This is a genomic window from Salmonella sp. 32070601201500089SM (genome assembly GCF_017573605.1).
GTDB classification, from domain to species: domain Bacteria; phylum Pseudomonadota; class Gammaproteobacteria; order Enterobacterales; family Enterobacteriaceae; genus Salmonella; species Salmonella enterica.
Map to the genome: position 1 here is coordinate 136,336 of NZ_JAGETK010000004.1, position 17,610 is coordinate 153,945.

Genomic DNA, 17,610 nt, shown 5'->3' on the forward strand with positions numbered 1-17,610 from the left:
GGGATGTCTGATATCGATGCGCTACGGGCGTTAACGTCGCAAATGACACAGGAAGGTATTCGCCGTTTACTGGTCATCAGCGGCGATGCGGCGTGGTGCCGGGAACGGGCCGAGGCGATACGCGCTGCATTGCCCGGTGACTGGCTGTGGGTCGCGCCTGACGCGCCCGCCCAGCCGGGCTGTACGCCACAGGCGTTACAAACGCTGCTGGGCCGTGAATTCCGTCATGCGATATTTGATGCCTGGCAGGGCTTTGACGCCGCAGCGTTTGCCGCCCTGAGCGGGACCTTGCAGGCCGGAAGCTGGCTGCTTCTGCTGATGCCGCCGTATGAGACGTGGGAAAGCAGGCCTGATACCGATTCACTGCGCTGGAGCGACTGCGCGCAGCCTATCCCCACACCGCAGTTTGCACAGCATCTTAAACGGACTCTTTCCCGCGATCCGCAAACGCTGCTTTGGCGACAGCGCCAGCCGTTTTGCTGGCCATCTTATCCTTCCCGTGAACGCTGGCGACCCGCCACCGGCGAGCCGCAGCCGGAGCAGGCGGCTATCTTATCGCGTTTACGTGAAATGCCGCCCGGCGTGGCGACGGTGATTGCCGCCCGTGGGCGCGGCAAATCGGCGCTGGCCGGGCAATTCATCTCCCGGATGGCGGGCACGGCTATCGTGACCGCACCGGCGAAAACGGCAACGGATATCCTGGCAGCGTTTGCCGGTGAGCGGTTCTGCTTTATGGCGCCGGATGCGCTGCTGGCGAGCGGGGCAAGAGCCGACTGGCTGGTGGTTGACGAGGCGGCGGCAATCCCCGCGCCGCTGCTGCTGCAACTGGTTTCGCGCTTTCCCCGCATACTACTCACCACCACCGTTCAGGGCTACGAAGGCACCGGACGCGGTTTTTTACTTAAGTTTTGCGCCCGTTTTCCGCAGCTTCACCGCTTTACGCTTCGTCAGCCTGTCCGCTGGGCGCCAGAATGCCCGCTGGAAAATATCGTCAGCGAGGCGCTGATATTCGACGATGAAGCGTTTGCGCAGGCGCCACATGGCGGGATAGCAATCTCGGCTTTTTACCAGCAGGCCTGGGGGGAGACGCCCGCGTTGCCGAGGGCTGTGTATCAGTTACTGTCGGGGGCGCACTATCGTACTTCGCCGCTGGATCTGCGCCGAATGATGGATGCGCCAGGACAGCATTTCTTGCAGGCTACGGCGAATAACCGTGTGGCGGGCGCCCTCTGGCTGGTCGAAGAGGGTGGGTTATCCGCAGAACTCAGTCAGGCTGTATGGTGCGGTTTCCGGCGGCCGCGTGGGAATCTGGTGGCGCAGTCGCTGGCGGCGCACGGTAGCGACCCTTTAGCCGCGACGCTGGTTGGGCGTCGCGTAAGCCGTATCGCAGTGCACCCCGCTCGCCAGCGTGAAGGCATCGGTCAGCAGTTGATTGCCTGCGCGTGCATGCAGGCGGCGCAGTGTGATTATCTTTCCGTCAGCTTCGGCTATACGCCGGAGCTGTGGCGTTTCTGGCAACGCTGCGGCTTTGTACTGGTACGGATGGGCAACCATCGGGAGGCGAGCAGCGGTTGCTATACGGCGATGGCGTTATTGCCGCTGAGCGACGCGGGAAAACGGCTGGCGCAGCAGGAACACCGGCGTTTGCGCCGCGATGCGGACATCCTGACGCAGTGGAACGGCGAGGCGATACCGCTGGCGGTGTTAGATGAACAGGCGCTTAATGATGAAGACTGGCGTGAGCTGGTCGGTTTTGCGTTCGCGCACCGTCCGCTACTGACATCGTTAGGTTGCCTGCATCGTTTACTGCAATACAGCGCATTGCCATTACCGGCGCTGAGAGGGCGGCTGGAGGAAAAAGCCAGCGATGCCGAACTGTGCGCCCGGCTACGCATTTCAGGCCGTAAAGCTCTGCTGGCGTTGCAGCGTGCGCAGGCGGCGCAGGCGCTGATTGCGCTGGATGCCGGACGAACGCAGCGTTTGCGCGACGTAATGCCCGGCGGTGGGGACCATGCCGGATAGCGATACCTGTCCGGCATGATATCCGGTTACTTTTTCGGCTGATCTTTCTTCGGCCAGTCGTCTTCATCGTCCCACTTATCGTTAAAATCGCGATGCGGGGGCAGCTCAGGTTTATTGGCAAGGAATTTCTTATGGTCGATGCGTTTGAGATCTTTGATCACATTCAGCAGTACGCCTACCAGAAACACCAATACCAGAATCCACCAATATTTTGCCAGCCAGTCCATGCTTATTTCCTCTTACCGGAACGCTCATCAGGCGACGAGCTGTTCCATAATGCGTTGATACATACGGGCCAGTAGCTGGAGATCGGCGGCATTCACACATTCATTAATTTTATGAATGGTGGCGTTCACCGGCCCCAGTTCTACCACCTGCGCTCCCATACGGGCGATAAAACGTCCGTCGGACGTACCGCCCGTCGTCAGTAATTGCGGTTTAATTTCATTATAGTGCTCAATGGCGTTTACCACCGCGTCCACCAGCTTGCCGCGTGCGGTCAGGAACGGCTGGCCGGAAAGCCACCAGTCTACGGTATAGCGTAGCTGATGCTTCTCAAGCAGCGCATGTACCCGCTCTTTGATCATCTCATCGGTCAGTTCCGTGCTGAAACGGAAGTTAAACTGCACGAACAGTTCGCCGGGAATGACATTATTGCTGCCGGTGCCTGCCTGGATATTGGCTACCTGCATACTGGTGGCCGGGAAAAAGTCATTGCCCCGATCCCACTCGATAGCGACCAGTTCATTAAGAAAAGGCGCAGCGCGATGAACAGGGTTATCCGCCAGATGCGGATAGGCGACGTGCCCCTGAACGCCATGAATAGTGAGGTTACAGGTGAGAGAACCGCGACGTCCGTTTTTGACGACATCGCCCACAATTTCGGTACTGGAGGGTTCGCCGACCAGACAGTAATCCAGCCGCTCGTTACGGGCCATCAGCGCTTCAACCACCTTTACGGTGCCATTTTTTGCGCTGGCTTCTTCATCAGAGGTAATCAAAAATGCGAGGCGGCCCCGGTGATGAGGATGCTGCGCAACAAAACGTTCAGCAGCCACCACCATGGCCGCCAGTGAACCTTTCATATCCGCCGCGCCGCGACCGAACAACATTCCGTCGCGAATCGTAGGCTCAAACGGCGGATTGATCCAGCGATCGACATCGCCAGCCGGTACGACGTCAGTATGCCCGGCGAACGCCAGCGTTTCGCCACGCCCACGCCATGCCCAAAAATTTTGCGTGTCGCCAAAATCCATATGCTCAATGGTAAAACCGATTTTACGCAGGCGTTCAATCATTAATGCCTGACAGCCTGCGTCATCCGGACTCAGGGAGGGGCGACGAATAAGTTGCTGTGTCAGCTCAATAACCGGGCACGACATAGACTACACCTCATCAAAAAATTGCTGATAACGGGATTCACTGAAACCAAGCAGCATAGGCTTCCCGGGCGCGCAGAGCAATGGGCGTTTGATGATTGCCGGCTGTTCAACCATGAGAGCAGCGGCGGAGTCGGCATCGGTAATCCCGCTGCGGTCGCCTTCATCCAGTTTGCGCCATGTTGTGCCGCGCGTATTCAGTAACGGCTGCCAGCCGAGTTCGGCAATAAAGGTATTAAGAAGAGGGAGGTCTATGCCATCCACACGGTAATCGTGAAAACGATAATCAATGCCATGCTCCTCCAGCCAACGGCGCGCTTTTTTGATCGTGTCGCAATTCTTAATGCCATAGAGGGTAATCATATTGAATCCTTTAACGCGAAATTCGAATAAATAATCAATAGTATCGTCTGCGGGATAATAAGTGTGGCTGTTAATGGTTATTTATCCAGCGCTGATCGGCAATCAATATAACATTGTTGAGTGAATGTGAATAATGATTCCAAAACGTTCCAGATGTGGCTTGTTTATAATTCGCGAGGAAAATCCTATTTTGCGCACATGCAATTGATTGTTTTTTAACCCGATTTGATAAAGTAGTAGAAAAGGTATTAATGTTGCTAAATATTGCAGTAAGTCACATAAAATTTACGGCTACAGCGCCATAGTAATATCATAGACAGCATAACCAGAGGATATCGCAACAATCGGTTAAATGAACTTCTCTCTATACCGCTAACTACGTAGAATACCCATAATAATAAGAGAGGCTATTATGATTGAACGTGAACTGGGGAACTGGAAAGATTTTATCGAAGTCATGCTTCGTAAATAAATGCCTGGAAGGCACCGCGCTCCCATAGGGGATAAGAAAAGGCGACTCAACGAAAGTCGCCTTTTTTGTGCCCGACACCTCGTATCAGGCTGGCCGGGAGCTTATTCCGGGCGCGGCTTCAGCGGGAAGCGGCGGCGTATCAGCACGAAAAACAGGGGTACAAAGAAGATAGCCAGAATGGTTGCTGAGATCATTCCCCCCATCACGCCGGTTCCGACAGCATGTTGGCTACCCGAGCCTGCCCCGGTGCTGGTGGCCATCGGCAATACGCCAAAGATAAACGCCAGCGAAGTCATCAGTATCGGTCGCAGGCGCTGGCGGCTGGCGTACAGCGTGGCGTCTAACAGCGCGTGTCCCTTCTGATTCATTTCGTTGGCGAATTCCACAATCAGAATCGCGTTTTTCGCCGAGAGGCCGATAACGGTCAACAGCCCCACCTGGAAGTAAACATCGTTTTCCAGCCCGCGCATCCAGGTAGCGAGTAGCGCGCCAATGACGCCGAGCGGCACAACCAGCATCACCGAGAAGGGCACCGACCAGCTTTCATACAATGCCGCCAGACACAGGAAGACGACTAATAGCGAAATAGCGTACAGCGCGGGCGCCTGCGCGCCGGAGAGCCGTTCCTGGTAAGACATGGCTGTCCATTCCAGGCCAAAACCGCCCGGTAGCTGATGCACTAACGACTCCATGACATCCATCGCCGTCCCGGTACTGACCCCCGGCGCGGCCTCTCCGACAATTTCTACCGCCGAATAGCCGTTATAGCGTTCCAGACGCGGCGATCCGGTTTCCCAGCGCGAGGTGGCGAAGGCGGAGAAGGGGACCATGCCGCCGTCTTTGTTACGGACATACCAAAGATTAATATCATCCGGCAACATACGATATTTCGCTGCGGCCTGAACATAGACCTTCTTCACGCGGCCCCGGTCCATAAAGTCGTTGACGTAGCTCGATCCCCAGGCTGTTTGCAGGGTGTCGTTGATATCGTCAATCGATACGCCCAGCGCCTGCGCTTTTCGTTGGTCAATATCAATTTGCAGTTGCGGGCTGTCGTCCAGGCCGTTGTGGCGCACGCGGGTCAAGGAACTGTTTTTCCCGGCCAGCTCAATGAGTTGATCTCGTGCGGCCATCAGCGCGTCATGGCCTGCTCCGGCGTGATCCTGTAATTCCATATCAAAACCGGCGGAGCTGCCCAGACCGCTAATTGCCGGCGGGCTGCTGGCGAAGACGCGAGCTTCTTTAATCTGGTTAAATGCTTTTGTCGCCCGCTCAATAATGGCGAACGAGGAGCCGGTGGTGGGATCGCGCGCGTCCCAGTCTTTCAAGCGAACAAACATGCGCGCGACGTTTTGCCCATTCCCGCCAGGGCCGGAACCGACCGTCGAGAAGACCGACATAATGTTGTCTTTCTCATGGGTGAAGTAATAGTTTTCAACCTTTTCAACGACTTTCAGGGTCTGCTGTTGCGTAGAACCGCTCGGTAGCTGGATAGACGTGGTGAACATGCCCCGATCTTCTTGCGGTAGAAAGGAGGTGGGGAGACGCAAAAACAGGAACACCATGCCGCCAAGCAACAGAACATAAATCAGAATCCAGCGCAGGCTGTGATGCAAAATTTTCGCTACGCCTTTCTCATAACGTTCGGCATTACGATTGAAGGTACGGTTAAACCAGCCGAAAAATCCGCGTTGCCCGTGCTGTTCGCCTTTGTGCAGCGGTTTTAATAACGTTGCGCACAGCGCCGGTGTCAGGATCATGGCGACCAGCACCGACAGCACCATTGCCGAGACAATGGTGATAGAAAACTGACGATAAATCGCCCCGGTGGTACCGCCAAAGAACGCCATCGGCACGAATACCGCAGATAGCACCATCGCGATACCGACCAGCGCCCCCTGGATTTGCCCCATGGATTTGCGCGTCGCTTCACGCGGCGTGAGTCCTTCTTCGCTCATGATACGTTCGACGTTCTCCACCACCACGATGGCATCGTCGACCAGGAGCCCGATTGCCAGCACCATCGCGAACATGGTTAATGTGTTAATACTGTAGCCGAACGCGTAAAGCACGGAGAAGGTGCCCATTAATACTACCGGCACGGCGATCGTCGGAATCAGCGTGGCGCGAAAGTTTTGCAGGAACAGGTACATCACCAGGAAAACCAGCGCGATAGCCTCCAGCAACGTTTTGACCACATCGATAATCGAGGCTTTGACAAAGGAGGTGGTTTCATACGCGATCTTGTATTCCAGGCCGTGGGGAAAGTACTGCGCCAGCTCGTTGAGGCGATCCAGCACCAGCTTCGCGGTCGCCATTTCATTCGCGCCGGAGGCCAGCTTAACGCCAAGACCGGAAGCCGGATTGCCGTTAAAACGGCTGAGGTAGTCATACTTTTCCGCCCCCAGCTCCACGGTGGCGACATCGCCCAGTTTGACCTCGGAACCGTCCTGATTAACGCGCAGGGTGATATCGCGAAATTGTTGCGGCGTTTGCAGCAGTGACTGCGCATTAATGGTGGCGTTCAGCGCCTGTTTGTCGACCGAAGGCGTACCGCCAAGCTGCCCGACGGCGATTTGCGCATTCTGCGACTCAATTGCATCGGTCACGTCTTTCGTGGTCATCTGAAAACTATTCAATTTGGCCGGATCGAGCCAGATACGCATAGAGTACTGTGAACCATAAGCGTCAATATCGCCGACGCCGTTGACGCGGCTGAGCGGGTCCTGAATATTACTGGCGACGTAGTCGGCGATATCCTGCTTGTCCATAGAGCCGTCGGTAGAGACGAAAGCGATGGTCAAAATATTGGTATCGCCCGTTTTGCGTACCGTGACGCCTTGATCCTGTACCGCCTGCGGCAGTTTACGCATCGCGGACTGTAACTGGTTTTGCACCTGCTGAACCGCCTCATCAGGATCGGTTCCCGCAATAAAGCTCAGGGTGATGGTCGCCTGTCCGGTGCCGCTACTTTGTGATGACATGTACATCAGATTATCGAGGCCCGTCATATTCTGCTCAATAACCTGGGTTACGGTATTTTCCAGCGTTTGCGCCGACGCTCCCGGATAATTCGCGGTAATACGTACGTTGGGCGGCGCCAGATCGGGATATTGTTCAACAGGTAAAGAGAAAATGGCTAACGCCCCTGTCAGACACAACAGGATAGCCAGCACCCAGGCAAAAATGGGGCGATCGATAAAAAAATTCGCCATTAAAGGGAAACCTCGTGTTTCTACATATCGTTATAGATTTGAACTGCTTCACTGTAGCGGCAAGCTACGAGCCAAACGTGGAGAAATAAAGGAGATAATGTAAATTATCATGCGCTTTTACAGCATACTTTTTGTGCCAACGCCGGAAAGCCTGACATCTGGCCTTCCGGCGATTTGCCGTTCTTTACGTTAACTGACTCTCTTCCTTGTTGGAGGAGCGAAAACTGATACTGACCAGTGTGCCGCCGCCGGAGGGTTGCGAAAAATTCAGCGTGCCGCCAAGGCGCTCCGCGCGCTCACGCATTATATTCAGACCATAGTGTCCGGCAGGCTCATGCGGTTCGCCGATACCAATGCCATTATCGCGAATATAAACGGTATGATCGCCGTCAGGCGCGGTGACGCAGCTCACGGCGATTTCGCTCGCGTTGGCGTGTTTAATGGCGTTCAGGACCGCTTCGCGCACAATTTGCAACAAATGCACCTGCATTTGCGCATCCAGCGCCAGCGTGGGTAAACGGCAATCCAACGTGAGTTTGGCCGGGGTCTGACTCTGTAAATCTTCCAGCATCTCATGCAATGCGGAGGGTAAATCGGCCTGCTGTAACGTCAGACGGAACGTGGTGAGTAGCTCGCGAAGCTGACGGTAGGCGTCGTTCAGCGCTCTGGAAAAATCCGCCATGATGCTTTGCGCGCCGGCGTTATCCTCAGGAATAGCGCGCTTCAAAAGCGTTAACTGAATACGTAAATAAGAAAGTACCTGCGCCAGCGAATCGTGTAGCTCACGGGCAATCGTCGCGCGCTCTTCCATTAACAAAAGTTGCTGAAAGTGTTTTTGCGCCTGATTAAAGTACAAACCACGCCCCAGCATCGTGGAGACGCTGTTCAGCAGCGGCGTAGAGGCATTAACGTTGGGGCTTTGCCAGTGGAGTTCGCCATAGACCGTGTCCTGCATCGTCACTGGCAGCATTTGCATCGGCAGGTCGGGGCTTTGCGTGCCTTCGCTAATCCGCCAGTTATCGCCCACGGTTAACTCCAGATACCAGGCGGCGTCATGTTCACGGACAATTTGCAAAATATGGCGAAAACAGTGGACGTCGATTTGGCTGGTATTCAGCGCCTGAGAGCACTGGTATAACACCTCCAGGCGGCGGTGCGCTTCGTGCAGATCGTGCGTTTTTTCTTCCACCGAGGCTTCCAGCGAACGGTAAAGTTTATGCAGCTCGCTCGACATCTGGCTAAACGTTTTCGCCAACAATCCCAGCTCATTGGGTAAGCTGGTATCCAGCGGCAGCGGGGCGAACTGACCATGTTCAATACGCTGACTGGCGGTGACCAGTTGATTTAGCGGGCGAACGACCTGCTGGCGGATACGTCGTAGGGTAAAAAAGACCAGCGTAAATATGCCGATACCGCCCGCCAGCGATATGGCGACGACCAGCATGACTTTACGCTCGGCGTAATGCTGTAATGCCAGAACGAAGAGATCAATTTGATTGACGTAATTGTTGATATTGGTCTGATACCAGGCAATGTCGCCGTCCTGTAGGCGGCTATTCATCTCCAGCCAGTTGGCGTGCAGGCGCGCATAGCGAGTTTTTACCGCCTGCGGCACATACCAGGCGTTGAGATTTTGCAGTACCGGCGAGTTGAGCGCGTGCTGGAAAAGTTGACGATGCGCATTAATCTGCGGGCTACGGCTTTGCAGATCGTAACCCAGCCGATAGCTCTGCATTCGTAGCGAACCGGCGATATTGATCGCTTCGGCATCCCGTAAACTGCTGGTCAGCGTCAGTAATGCGCTGCCGGTGGACAGAATAGACAACAGCACAATATAGAAAAAAGCCTTAGCCAGACTGGCCGAGACCGGGCGTTTAACCGTCACACTGGTACTCCCCGCATTTAGCTGAACCGCAATTTCATTTGCTTTGAAATAAATTGATCTGCCACAGGTTCTGGACAGATAGTTGTGCTTCCTGGGCAGATGAACATTGCCGACCCCGCCTTCGTCAGTTAATAACAATGCTCATATAAAGAATAAGGTTTTTGCAACCAAAACAGAAGGACGCCATGAATCGTTTTATTATGGCCAATAGCCAGCAGTGTCTGGGATGCCATGCCTGCGAGGTCGCCTGCGTAATGGCTCACAATGATGAGCGACATGTCCTGACGCCACAGCGCTATCAGCCCCGAATTACTGTCATCAAACATCAGCACCAGCGCAGCGCGGTCACATGTCACCATTGCGAAGATGCGCCCTGCGCCCGTAGCTGTCCGAACGGCGCGATCGCGCATATTAACGACAGCGTGCAGGTCAATGCGCAGAAGTGCATCGGCTGTAAATCCTGTGTCGTCGCCTGCCCATTCGGCACCATGCAGATGGTATTGACGCCCGTCGCGCCAAACCAGTTCAAAGCCAGCGCGCATAAATGCGATCTGTGTCAGGGACGTGAACAGGGTCCGGCCTGTGTGGAAAATTGCCCGGCGGATGCGCTGCAACTGGTCACCGAAGACTCGTTGACCCGTCTGGCTAAAACGCGACGGCTGCGTACCGCCCGGCAGGAGATTCGCCCCTGGCATACCGTGGATACACAACACAGTGGGACAGCAAGCAGCAAAGTCGAGCGTATGCAGGCGACGCCGCCGCGCGGCGAACCGGATAAACTGGCGATTGAAGCGCGTAAAACCACCTTTGAGGAAATTTATCTGCCGTTTCGCGCCGCGCAGGCGGAGCGTGAAGCGTCCCGCTGCCTCACATGCGGGGAACACAGTATCTGCGAATGGACCTGTCCGCTGCATAACCATATTCCCCAGTGGATCGAACTGGTGAAAGCCGGCGATATTGATGCGGCGGTAGAGCTTTCCCACCAGACCAACTGTCTGCCGGAAATTACCGGGCGCGTCTGTCCGCAGGATCGGCTATGCGAAGGCGCGTGTACACTCCGCGATGAGTATGGCGCGGTTACCATCGGCAACATTGAGCGCTATATCTCCGATCGCGCTCTGAGCAAAGGCTGGCGTCCCGACCTGTCGGACGTACAGAAGAGCGATAAGCGCGTGGCGATTATCGGCGCGGGGCCGGCAGGTCTTGCCTGCGCTGACGTGCTGGCGCGCCATGGCGTAAGCGCCACCGTCTACGATCGCCATCCGGAAATCGGCGGTTTACTCACCTTTGGTATTCCGGCTTTCAAACTGGATAAATCTCTGCTGGCGCGCCGTCGGGAAATCTTCAGCGCGATGGGGATTCGTTTCGAGCTTAACTGCGAAGTAGGGAAAGATATTTCTCTGGAGACGCTGCTGGAGAGTTATGACGCCGTCTTTGTTGGGGTTGGAACCTATCGTTCCATGAAGGCTGATTTACCGAATGAAGATGCGCCGGGGGTATATGATGCGTTGCCATTCCTCATCGCCAATACCAAACAGGTGATGGGGCTTCCGGCGTTGCCTGACGAGCCGTTTATTGATACTGCGGGCCTTAACGTGGTTGTGCTGGGCGGCGGTGACACCGCAATGGACTGCGTACGTACGGCGCTGCGTCATGGCGCTGCTAACGTCACCTGCGCTTATCGCCGCGATGAGGCCAATATGCCGGGGTCGAAAAAAGAGGTGAAAAACGCGCGGGAAGAGGGCGCGAACTTTGAATTTAACGTTCAGCCAGTTGAGTTGGTGCTGGATACGCACGGGCGCGCCAGCGGTATTCGCTTTTTGCGTACGCGGCTTGGCGAACCGGATGGTCAGGGGCGACGCCGCCCGGTACCTGTACCGGACAGCGAGTTCGTGATGCCGGCGGATGCGGTCATTATGGCGTTTGGTTTTCATCCGCATGGTATGTCGTGGCTGGAATCGCATGGCGTGAAGGTGGATAACTGGGGACGTATTGCCGCCAGCGTCGAGAGCGAGTTTCGTTACCAGACGTCCAACCCGAAAATTTTCGCCGGCGGCGATGCGGTGCGCGGCGCCGATCTGGTGGTGACGGCGATGGCAGAAGGCCGACATGCTGCGCAGGGGATACTCGACTGGTTAGCTAAATAAGCGTATTTGTAGGCCGGTTAAGGCCTGGAACGGTTAAATGATTGAGTGATAAAAAATCTTAAACTTATTGGCTAACCTTACTCCGTTTGCAGAAATGTTGACGCTCGCAGGGCTGAACGCCCTGCGATAAACATTTTCCCGTCGGGTCGACGTTTAACGGGCCTGATAAGGTCAATCTTAGTATTGAAAATAGAGTGTAAATTGAAGGAAGGGACGCTATCAGAATCCCTTCTTAGAGCCTATCTCATTAGGGCTATTTTACTTGCCATTTTGGACCTGGGCAGTGCTCGCCAAAACGCGTTAGCGTTTTGAACGCCGCTTGCGGCGGCCCGAAGGGCGAGCGTAGCGAGTCAAACCTCATGTACTACGTGTACGTGAGGTTTTTGCGCGCTGTCCGTGTCCAAACTGGCTGCGCCAATAACGCCTGGTGGGATAGGCTCTTAATTTTTATTTTAAGGAACCATATATCTGGTCAACAATCCAGCCATACGTCGCCGCAGGTAATAATCCACTGACAAAAACATTTGGATTCACTTTAGGATTTGCTACCGGCGAGTGCGGCCTGTTACCTAAAATCACAATCGCCATATGATTAACCGGATCGATAGACGTCAGCGTTCCGGTCCATCCGGTATGTCCATACGTTTGCGGACTGGCTAATACCCCGAACGTGGGGGTCATTGAGGCGTTGCCGTTAACGCGCCACCCCAGACCAAAGGTAGCGTCTTCTGGCGAGCGGCGAGTAAACTGCGCAACCGTTTTGTCGTCGAATAGCTTCACGTTACCGTAGCCGCCCCCATTGAGCATGACTTGCATTAACACAGCCATATCATGGGTGTCAGAAAACAGTCCGGCGTGTCCTGAAACGCCGCCCATTGAGTACCAGGCTTTTTCATCATGCACCTGGCCCCATAGTGTATTGGTGCGAATATTGGGGAAATGAATCACGCCGTCACGCGTGTTGCCATGTAGTTCCGTTGCGGCGATTTGCGGCGGCGTGAAGCCTTTCATCAGCGGGTTAAAGACGGTATGTTTTAATCCGAGCGGTTTATAAATGGTGGTTTCGACGTAGCGATCTAATGGCATTGCCGTTATCGATTCAATGATAAAACCAAGAATCATATAATCCACGTCGCTGTAGATATGCTTCGACCCAGGTTGATATTCCAGCGGTGTCTTTTTAATCATCTCCAGAGTAGTGCTTTTACTCTGTGAGAATAATTTACCGGCGACGTTTTTATTAGGATATTGTGGGTCGGCAGGAAAGCCCGCGACGTGATGAAGAATATCAATAATGCGGAGTTTATCTTTGCCTTTTATTTTATCCCCAGGCATATCCTTAAAGCCGGGGATATATTTTGATACCAAATCATTGACATCTATTTTTCCTTCATACACTAGTTTTTGCAATGCGAAATTAGTGGCATACATTTTTGTGTTTGAAGCCAGGTCATACATCGTGTTAGTGGTCGCCCGAATGGGATGGGCTAACAGCGTGGAACCGTCATATTTTTTGGCATAGCCCCAGGCTTTTTGTAGAACAATATGATTATCTTTTATCACCAGAAGATTGATGCTGGGATATCCGGCATCAATTTGATTTTGAATCCAGCCATCAAGTCGGTGAAGTTTTTGGCTATCAAACCCCACCTGATCAGGGCTCGCGGTGGTCAATACCGGATACTCAACGGCAAAAGCTGAAAGGGAAAACGTCAGTAGAACCGTCGCAACGAGAGTAAATTTCATGATGATTCCCTCAGTCTCACTCCGGCCGTCAAATCATATCGCGAGCATGGACTCTGCGGCCCGGAGAAGCAGAATATGGTCATGGCAGTGACAGAAAAATATGGCTGTACATCCGTTCAGTCGGCATTAAGGATTAACCCTTCAGCAGACAAAACCGACCTCACGGCGTAATATTAATGCTCTTTTTACACCCTGGAGCCAGCATGTCGCAAACCATTACGCTTATTAAGGATAAAATTCTTTCTGATAATTATTTTACTCTGCGCAACATTACCTATGACCTGACCCGTCGTAATGGCGAGGTTATCCGTCACAAGCGTGAGGTTTACGATCGCGGGAATGGCGCAACCATTCTGCTTTACAACTCAACTAAAAAAACCGTGGTTCTGGTTCGCCAGTTTCGCGTGGCGACATGGGTCAATGGTAATCAAGACGGTATGTTAATTGAAACCTGCGCTGGCCTGCTTGATAACGACGAGCCGGAGGTCTGTATCCGTAAAGAGGCCATTGAAGAGACAGGGTATGACGTTGGTGAGGTACGCAAGATATTTGAGCTGTATATGTCGCCAGGCGGCGTCACGGAGCTGATTCATTTCTTCATTGCCGAATATCATGATAGCGAGCGTGCCAGCATCGGCGGCGGCGTGGAGGACGAAGAGATTGAGGTGCTTGAACTGCCGTTTTCCCGGGCGCTGGAAATGGTGCGCTCAGGCGAGATTCAGGACGGTAAGACCGTGTTATTGCTTAACTATTTACAGACGTCTCATCTAATGGACTGAAAAAAAAGAAATATATTTCTTTACACAAAAAAGACCAATCCGATAAATCTGATTGAGAACCCTGAGGCGCGCAAGGAAGATACCGCCTTAGCTGTGTTGTTCTGAATCTGGGGTTGTTCCGTTCATGCGCTACCGCGTTATTCTTTTTTGTCTGTTTGGCCTGTTGCCGGTCCAGCTACTGTGGGCTGCGCCAGCGCAACGGACTTTTTCCGACTGGCAGGTCACCTGCAATAACCAAAATTTTTGCGTAGCGCGCAATACTGGCGAACATCATGGGCTGGTGATGACATTAAGCCGCAGCGCCGGGGCGCGTACCGATGCGGTACTGCGTATCGATCGCGGCGGTTTGGCGCCGCCCGACGCTAAAGAAGCCGCAATTGCGCCTCGCTTATTGCTGGATGGCAAACCGCTTTCGTTCAACAGTCCACACTGGCGCGTGTCGCCCTGGCATCTCATGACCGGCGATCCTGCCACCATCACCGCATTTTTACAGACGATTCAGGATGCGCAGGCCATCACCTTAAAAAACGGCGTTCAGACGCTTTCGCTGGCGGGATTAAAAGCGGCATTACTGTTTATCGACGCGCAACAAAAACGTGTGGGCAGCGAAACCGCCTGGATTGAAAAAGGAAACGAACCGCCGCTCAGCGTGCCCCCGGCACCGGCATTAAAGGGGATCGCCGTTATTAATCCAACGCCCGTACCGCTGAGTGAGGAAGAACGCGACGATCTGCTGGACTACGCAGCATGGCGGGTAAACGGCATTCGTTGTTCGCTTGACCCGCTGCGTCGCGAGACGCAGGTCAGCGCGTTGACGGATGATAAAGCGTTATTGATTGTTAACTGCGAAGCCGGCGCCTATAACACTATTGATCTCGCCTGGGTAGTTTCACGCAAAAAAACGCTCGTCTCGCGCGCCGTACGTTTGCGGCTGCCGTTTAATCGCGGCGTCGAAAGTAATGACATGGAGTTGATGAACGCCTTCTTTGACGAGAAAACGCGCGAGCTGGTGACGTTGGCGAAAGGGCGGGGGTTAACCGACTGCGGTGTCCAGACGCGCTGGCGTTATGATGGCGATCGTTTTCGTCTGGTGCGTTATGCCGAAGAACCGAGCTGCGATAACTGGCACGGGCCGGATGCCTGGCCTACGCTGTGGATCACGCGTTGAATCCTGGTTGTTATCCCCTTTTCAGAATAGGGATACACCTATTGAGGTTTCATTTATGGTATAGAGATTGCTACGTTACGGTAGGATTGTTACTTTACCCGAGAGCCTCACCACAGCAGGAAATAGTATGAAAATAAATAATGGCCCCGTATTATGCCCCCATTGTGGCTGCCTGAGCGCTTATTATGAAATAGATCGGCTGGCGGCGATAAGAGAAAAAGTGAATAAAGAAGGCGGATCAGCGGCGTGGGATTCAACATTGCAGGCGCATAAAAAAAAGGCCTTTTGCCTGATGTGCCATAAATCCATTGATGAGGTCGTTATCGGGCAGTCAGATGCGCCTGAGTCTACGAAGTAATTTTGCACAGCCTACAGAACAGGTCTGCAGACTGTGCAACGTCTGTGTTGCTAACGCTCGCCTTAGCCTTTGATGTTTAGCACCCGGCGGGCTTTTTCTACAATATTTTCCACGGTAAAGCCAAAATACGGGAACAGTTTGTCAGCCGGGGCGGATTCACCGTATCCCGTCATGCCGATAATTGCGCCTTTTAGGCCAACATATTTATACCAGTAGTCGGCTATACCGGCTTCCACCGCGACGCGGGCGGTCACGTGCGCCGGTAGTACTGATTCGCGATATGCCTCGTCCTGCGCATCGAAAATATCCGTTGAAGGCAACGACACCACGCGAACGTTATGCCCCTCGCCAGTCAATTTTTCCGCCGCCTGGAGGGTAATTTCCATTTCCGATCCGGTAGCGATCAGAATGATATCCGGCTTGCCGCCGCTATCTTTCAGAATATAACCGCCGCGGGCAATTGCTTTCACCTGTTCCGGCGTGCGTTCCACCTGCGCCAGATTCTGCCGCGAGAGAATCAGCGCCGTCGGCCCGTGCTGACGTTCAATTGCCAGCTTCCAGCCGACCGCCGCCTCAACCTGATCGCAGGGACGCCAGGTGCTGAAGTTTGGCGTTAAGCGCAGGCTCGCCAGTTGTTCCACGGCCTGGTGCGTCGGGCCATCTTCGCCCAAACCGATGGAGTCGTGGGTATAGACCATAATCTGCCGGGCTTTCATTAAGGCCGCCATACGCGCCGCGTTACGCGCATATTCGACAAACATCAGAAACGTGGCGGTATACGGTACAAAGCCGCCGTGATGGGCGATGCCGTTGGCAATGGCGGTCATGCCGAATTCGCGCACGCCATAGTGGATATAATTACCTGCCGGATCCTCTTTCAACGAGGTCGAACCTTTCCAGATAGTCAGGTTGCTTGGCGCCAGATCCGCCGATCCGCCTAACAGTTCCGGCAACAGGGGACCATAGGCATTGAGCGTATTTTGCGATGCTTTACGGGTGGCGATTTTGGCCGGATTAGCCTGCAAGTCGTTAATAAATTTTTGCGTGGCGGATTCCCATGTCTCCGGCAGTCCGCCGCTCATCCGGCGGGTAAACTCTGCGGCCAGCTCAGGATAAGCCTTCTCATAAGCAGCAAACTTTTCCTGCCACTGCTGCTGCGCTTTCTCGCCTTTTTCACGGCCATCCCACGCGCGGTAAATTTCTTTTGGGATCTCAAACGCCGGATGATGCCATCCCAGCTTCTGGCGAGTCAGCGCCACCTCTTCTTCGCCCAGCGCCGCGCCGTGCGACTCCTCCTTCCCGGCTTTATTCGGCGAGCCAAAACCTATCACCGTCCGACAGATAATTAGCGAAGGTTTATCTTTTACGCTCTGGGCTTCGAGAATGGCTTTTTTCACCGCCTCCGGATCGTGCCCATCAATGTCATGCACGACATGCCAGTGGTAGGCTTCAAAACGTTTGGCGGTATCGTCGGTAAACCAGTCTTCGGTTTCGCCATCAATGGAGATGCCGTTGTGATCGTAAAAGCCGATCAGTTTGCCCAGTCCCAGCGTACCAGCCAGCGAACACACCTCATGCGAGATCCCCTCCATCAGACAGCCGTCGCCCATAAATACATAGGTGTAGTGGTCGACAATCTCATGGTCCGGCCGGTTGAACTGTGCGCCTAACGTACGCTCGGCAATCGCCAGCCCGACGGCATTCGCCAGCCCCTGGCCCAGCGGCCCGGTGGTGGTTTCAACGCCGGGCGTATAGCCAATCTCCGGGTGACCTGGCGTTTTAGAGTGCAGTTGACGGAAGTTTTTTAGCTCCTCCAGCGGCAGGTCATAGCCGGTTAAATGCAGCAGACTATAGAGCAGCATGGAGGCGTGACCGTTGGAAAGGATAAAACGGTCACGGTCATACCAGGTCGGATCGGTGGGGTTATGTTTAAGAAAATCGTTCCATAGCACTTCAGCGATATCCGCCATCCCCATCGGCGCGCCGGGGTGCCCGGAATTGGCTTTTTGAACGGCATCCATGCTCAGCGCACGAATCGCATTGGCAAGGTCTTTACGGGACATAAATCACTCCATG

General features: G+C 54.1%; 13 protein-coding genes. 6 read left to right on the top strand and 7 right to left on the bottom strand.

Annotation, left to right across the window (positions count from 1 at the left end):
• The first annotated feature begins 3 nt into the window (after nt 1-3).
• Complete coding sequence (tmcA, locus tag J4728_RS08610; RefSeq protein WP_208211595.1) at nt 4-2,022, top strand: tRNA cytosine(34) acetyltransferase TmcA; 2,019 nt, start codon at nt 4-6, stop codon at nt 2,020-2,022.
• Between the two features lie 26 nt (nt 2,023-2,048).
• Here tmcA and J4728_RS08615 read toward each other — a convergent pair whose 3' ends face one another.
• From J4728_RS08615 to J4728_RS08625, 3 genes are read right to left on the bottom strand one after another with little or no spacing between them, the layout of a single operon-like run.
• Nucleotides 2,049-2,249: a YpfN family protein gene (locus J4728_RS08615; protein WP_000383839.1), complete on the bottom strand. Its 201-nt coding sequence runs from the start codon at nt 2,247-2,249 to the stop codon at nt 2,049-2,051.
• A gap of 27 nt (nt 2,250-2,276) precedes the next feature.
• The gene (gene dapE / locus J4728_RS08620) at nt 2,277-3,404 is read right to left on the bottom strand and encodes a succinyl-diaminopimelate desuccinylase (protein WP_001277825.1); all 1,128 of its coding nucleotides are present in this window, start codon (nt 3,402-3,404) and stop codon (nt 2,277-2,279) included.
• A gap of 3 nt (nt 3,405-3,407) precedes the next feature.
• Nucleotides 3,408-3,764, bottom strand: a complete 357-nt coding sequence (locus tag J4728_RS08625) for an ArsC family reductase (protein WP_000631923.1) — start codon at nt 3,762-3,764, stop codon at nt 3,408-3,410.
• A 412-nt stretch (nt 3,765-4,176) separates the two neighbouring features.
• On the opposite strand from J4728_RS08625, the gene ypfM reads away from it, so the two are divergent.
• Nucleotides 4,177-4,236, top strand: coding sequence for a protein YpfM (gene ypfM / locus J4728_RS08630; protein ID WP_001386977.1), 60 nt, complete (start codon nt 4,177-4,179; stop codon nt 4,234-4,236).
• Nucleotides 4,237-4,337: 101 nt separating this feature from the next.
• On the opposite strand, the gene acrD is transcribed toward ypfM, so the two are convergent.
• Together acrD and narQ are read right to left on the bottom strand one after the other, a co-directional pair.
• Entirely contained in the window at nt 4,338-7,451 is a 3,114-nt protein-coding gene (gene acrD / locus J4728_RS08635; RefSeq protein ID WP_208211597.1) for a multidrug efflux RND transporter permease AcrD, read from the bottom strand.
• Nucleotides 7,452-7,635: 184 nt separating this feature from the next.
• Nucleotides 7,636-9,336, bottom strand: coding sequence for a nitrate/nitrite two-component system sensor histidine kinase NarQ (gene narQ, locus J4728_RS08640; protein WP_000216817.1), 1,701 nt, complete (start codon nt 9,334-9,336; stop codon nt 7,636-7,638).
• A 185-nt stretch (nt 9,337-9,521) separates the two neighbouring features.
• Here narQ and aegA point away from each other — a divergent pair, with 185 nt between their 5' ends.
• The gene (gene aegA / locus J4728_RS08645; RefSeq protein ID WP_001078920.1) at nt 9,522-11,483 is read left to right on the top strand and encodes a formate-dependent uric acid utilization protein AegA; all 1,962 of its coding nucleotides are present in this window, start codon (nt 9,522-9,524) and stop codon (nt 11,481-11,483) included.
• 447 nt (nt 11,484-11,930) lie between these two features.
• Here aegA and pbp4b read toward each other — a convergent pair whose 3' ends face one another.
• Nucleotides 11,931-13,229: a penicillin binding protein PBP4B gene (gene pbp4b, locus J4728_RS08650; protein ID WP_000673293.1), complete on the bottom strand. Its 1,299-nt coding sequence runs from the start codon at nt 13,227-13,229 to the stop codon at nt 11,931-11,933.
• A gap of 203 nt (nt 13,230-13,432) precedes the next feature.
• Here pbp4b and nudK point away from each other — a divergent pair, with 203 nt between their 5' ends.
• The 3 genes from nudK to J4728_RS08665 all read left to right on the top strand — a co-directional run bounded on the left by nudK (nt 13,433) and on the right by J4728_RS08665 (nt 15,534).
• On the top strand, nt 13,433-14,008 hold the full coding sequence (gene nudK, locus J4728_RS08655) for a GDP-mannose pyrophosphatase NudK (protein ID WP_208211599.1): 576 nt from the start codon (nt 13,433-13,435) through the stop codon (nt 14,006-14,008).
• Between the two features lie 124 nt (nt 14,009-14,132).
• Nucleotides 14,133-15,176, top strand: a complete 1,044-nt coding sequence (locus tag J4728_RS08660; protein WP_001270672.1) for a DUF1176 domain-containing protein — start codon at nt 14,133-14,135, stop codon at nt 15,174-15,176.
• A gap of 127 nt (nt 15,177-15,303) precedes the next feature.
• The gene (locus J4728_RS08665) at nt 15,304-15,534 is read left to right on the top strand and encodes a hypothetical protein (RefSeq protein WP_000700635.1); all 231 of its coding nucleotides are present in this window, start codon (nt 15,304-15,306) and stop codon (nt 15,532-15,534) included.
• A 62-nt stretch (nt 15,535-15,596) separates the two neighbouring features.
• Here the strand turns inward: J4728_RS08665 and tkt are convergent, their stop codons facing one another.
• Nucleotides 15,597-17,597, bottom strand: coding sequence for a transketolase (gene tkt / locus J4728_RS08670; protein WP_208211601.1), 2,001 nt, complete (start codon nt 17,595-17,597; stop codon nt 15,597-15,599).
• Nucleotides 17,598-17,610: the final 13 nt, after the last annotated feature.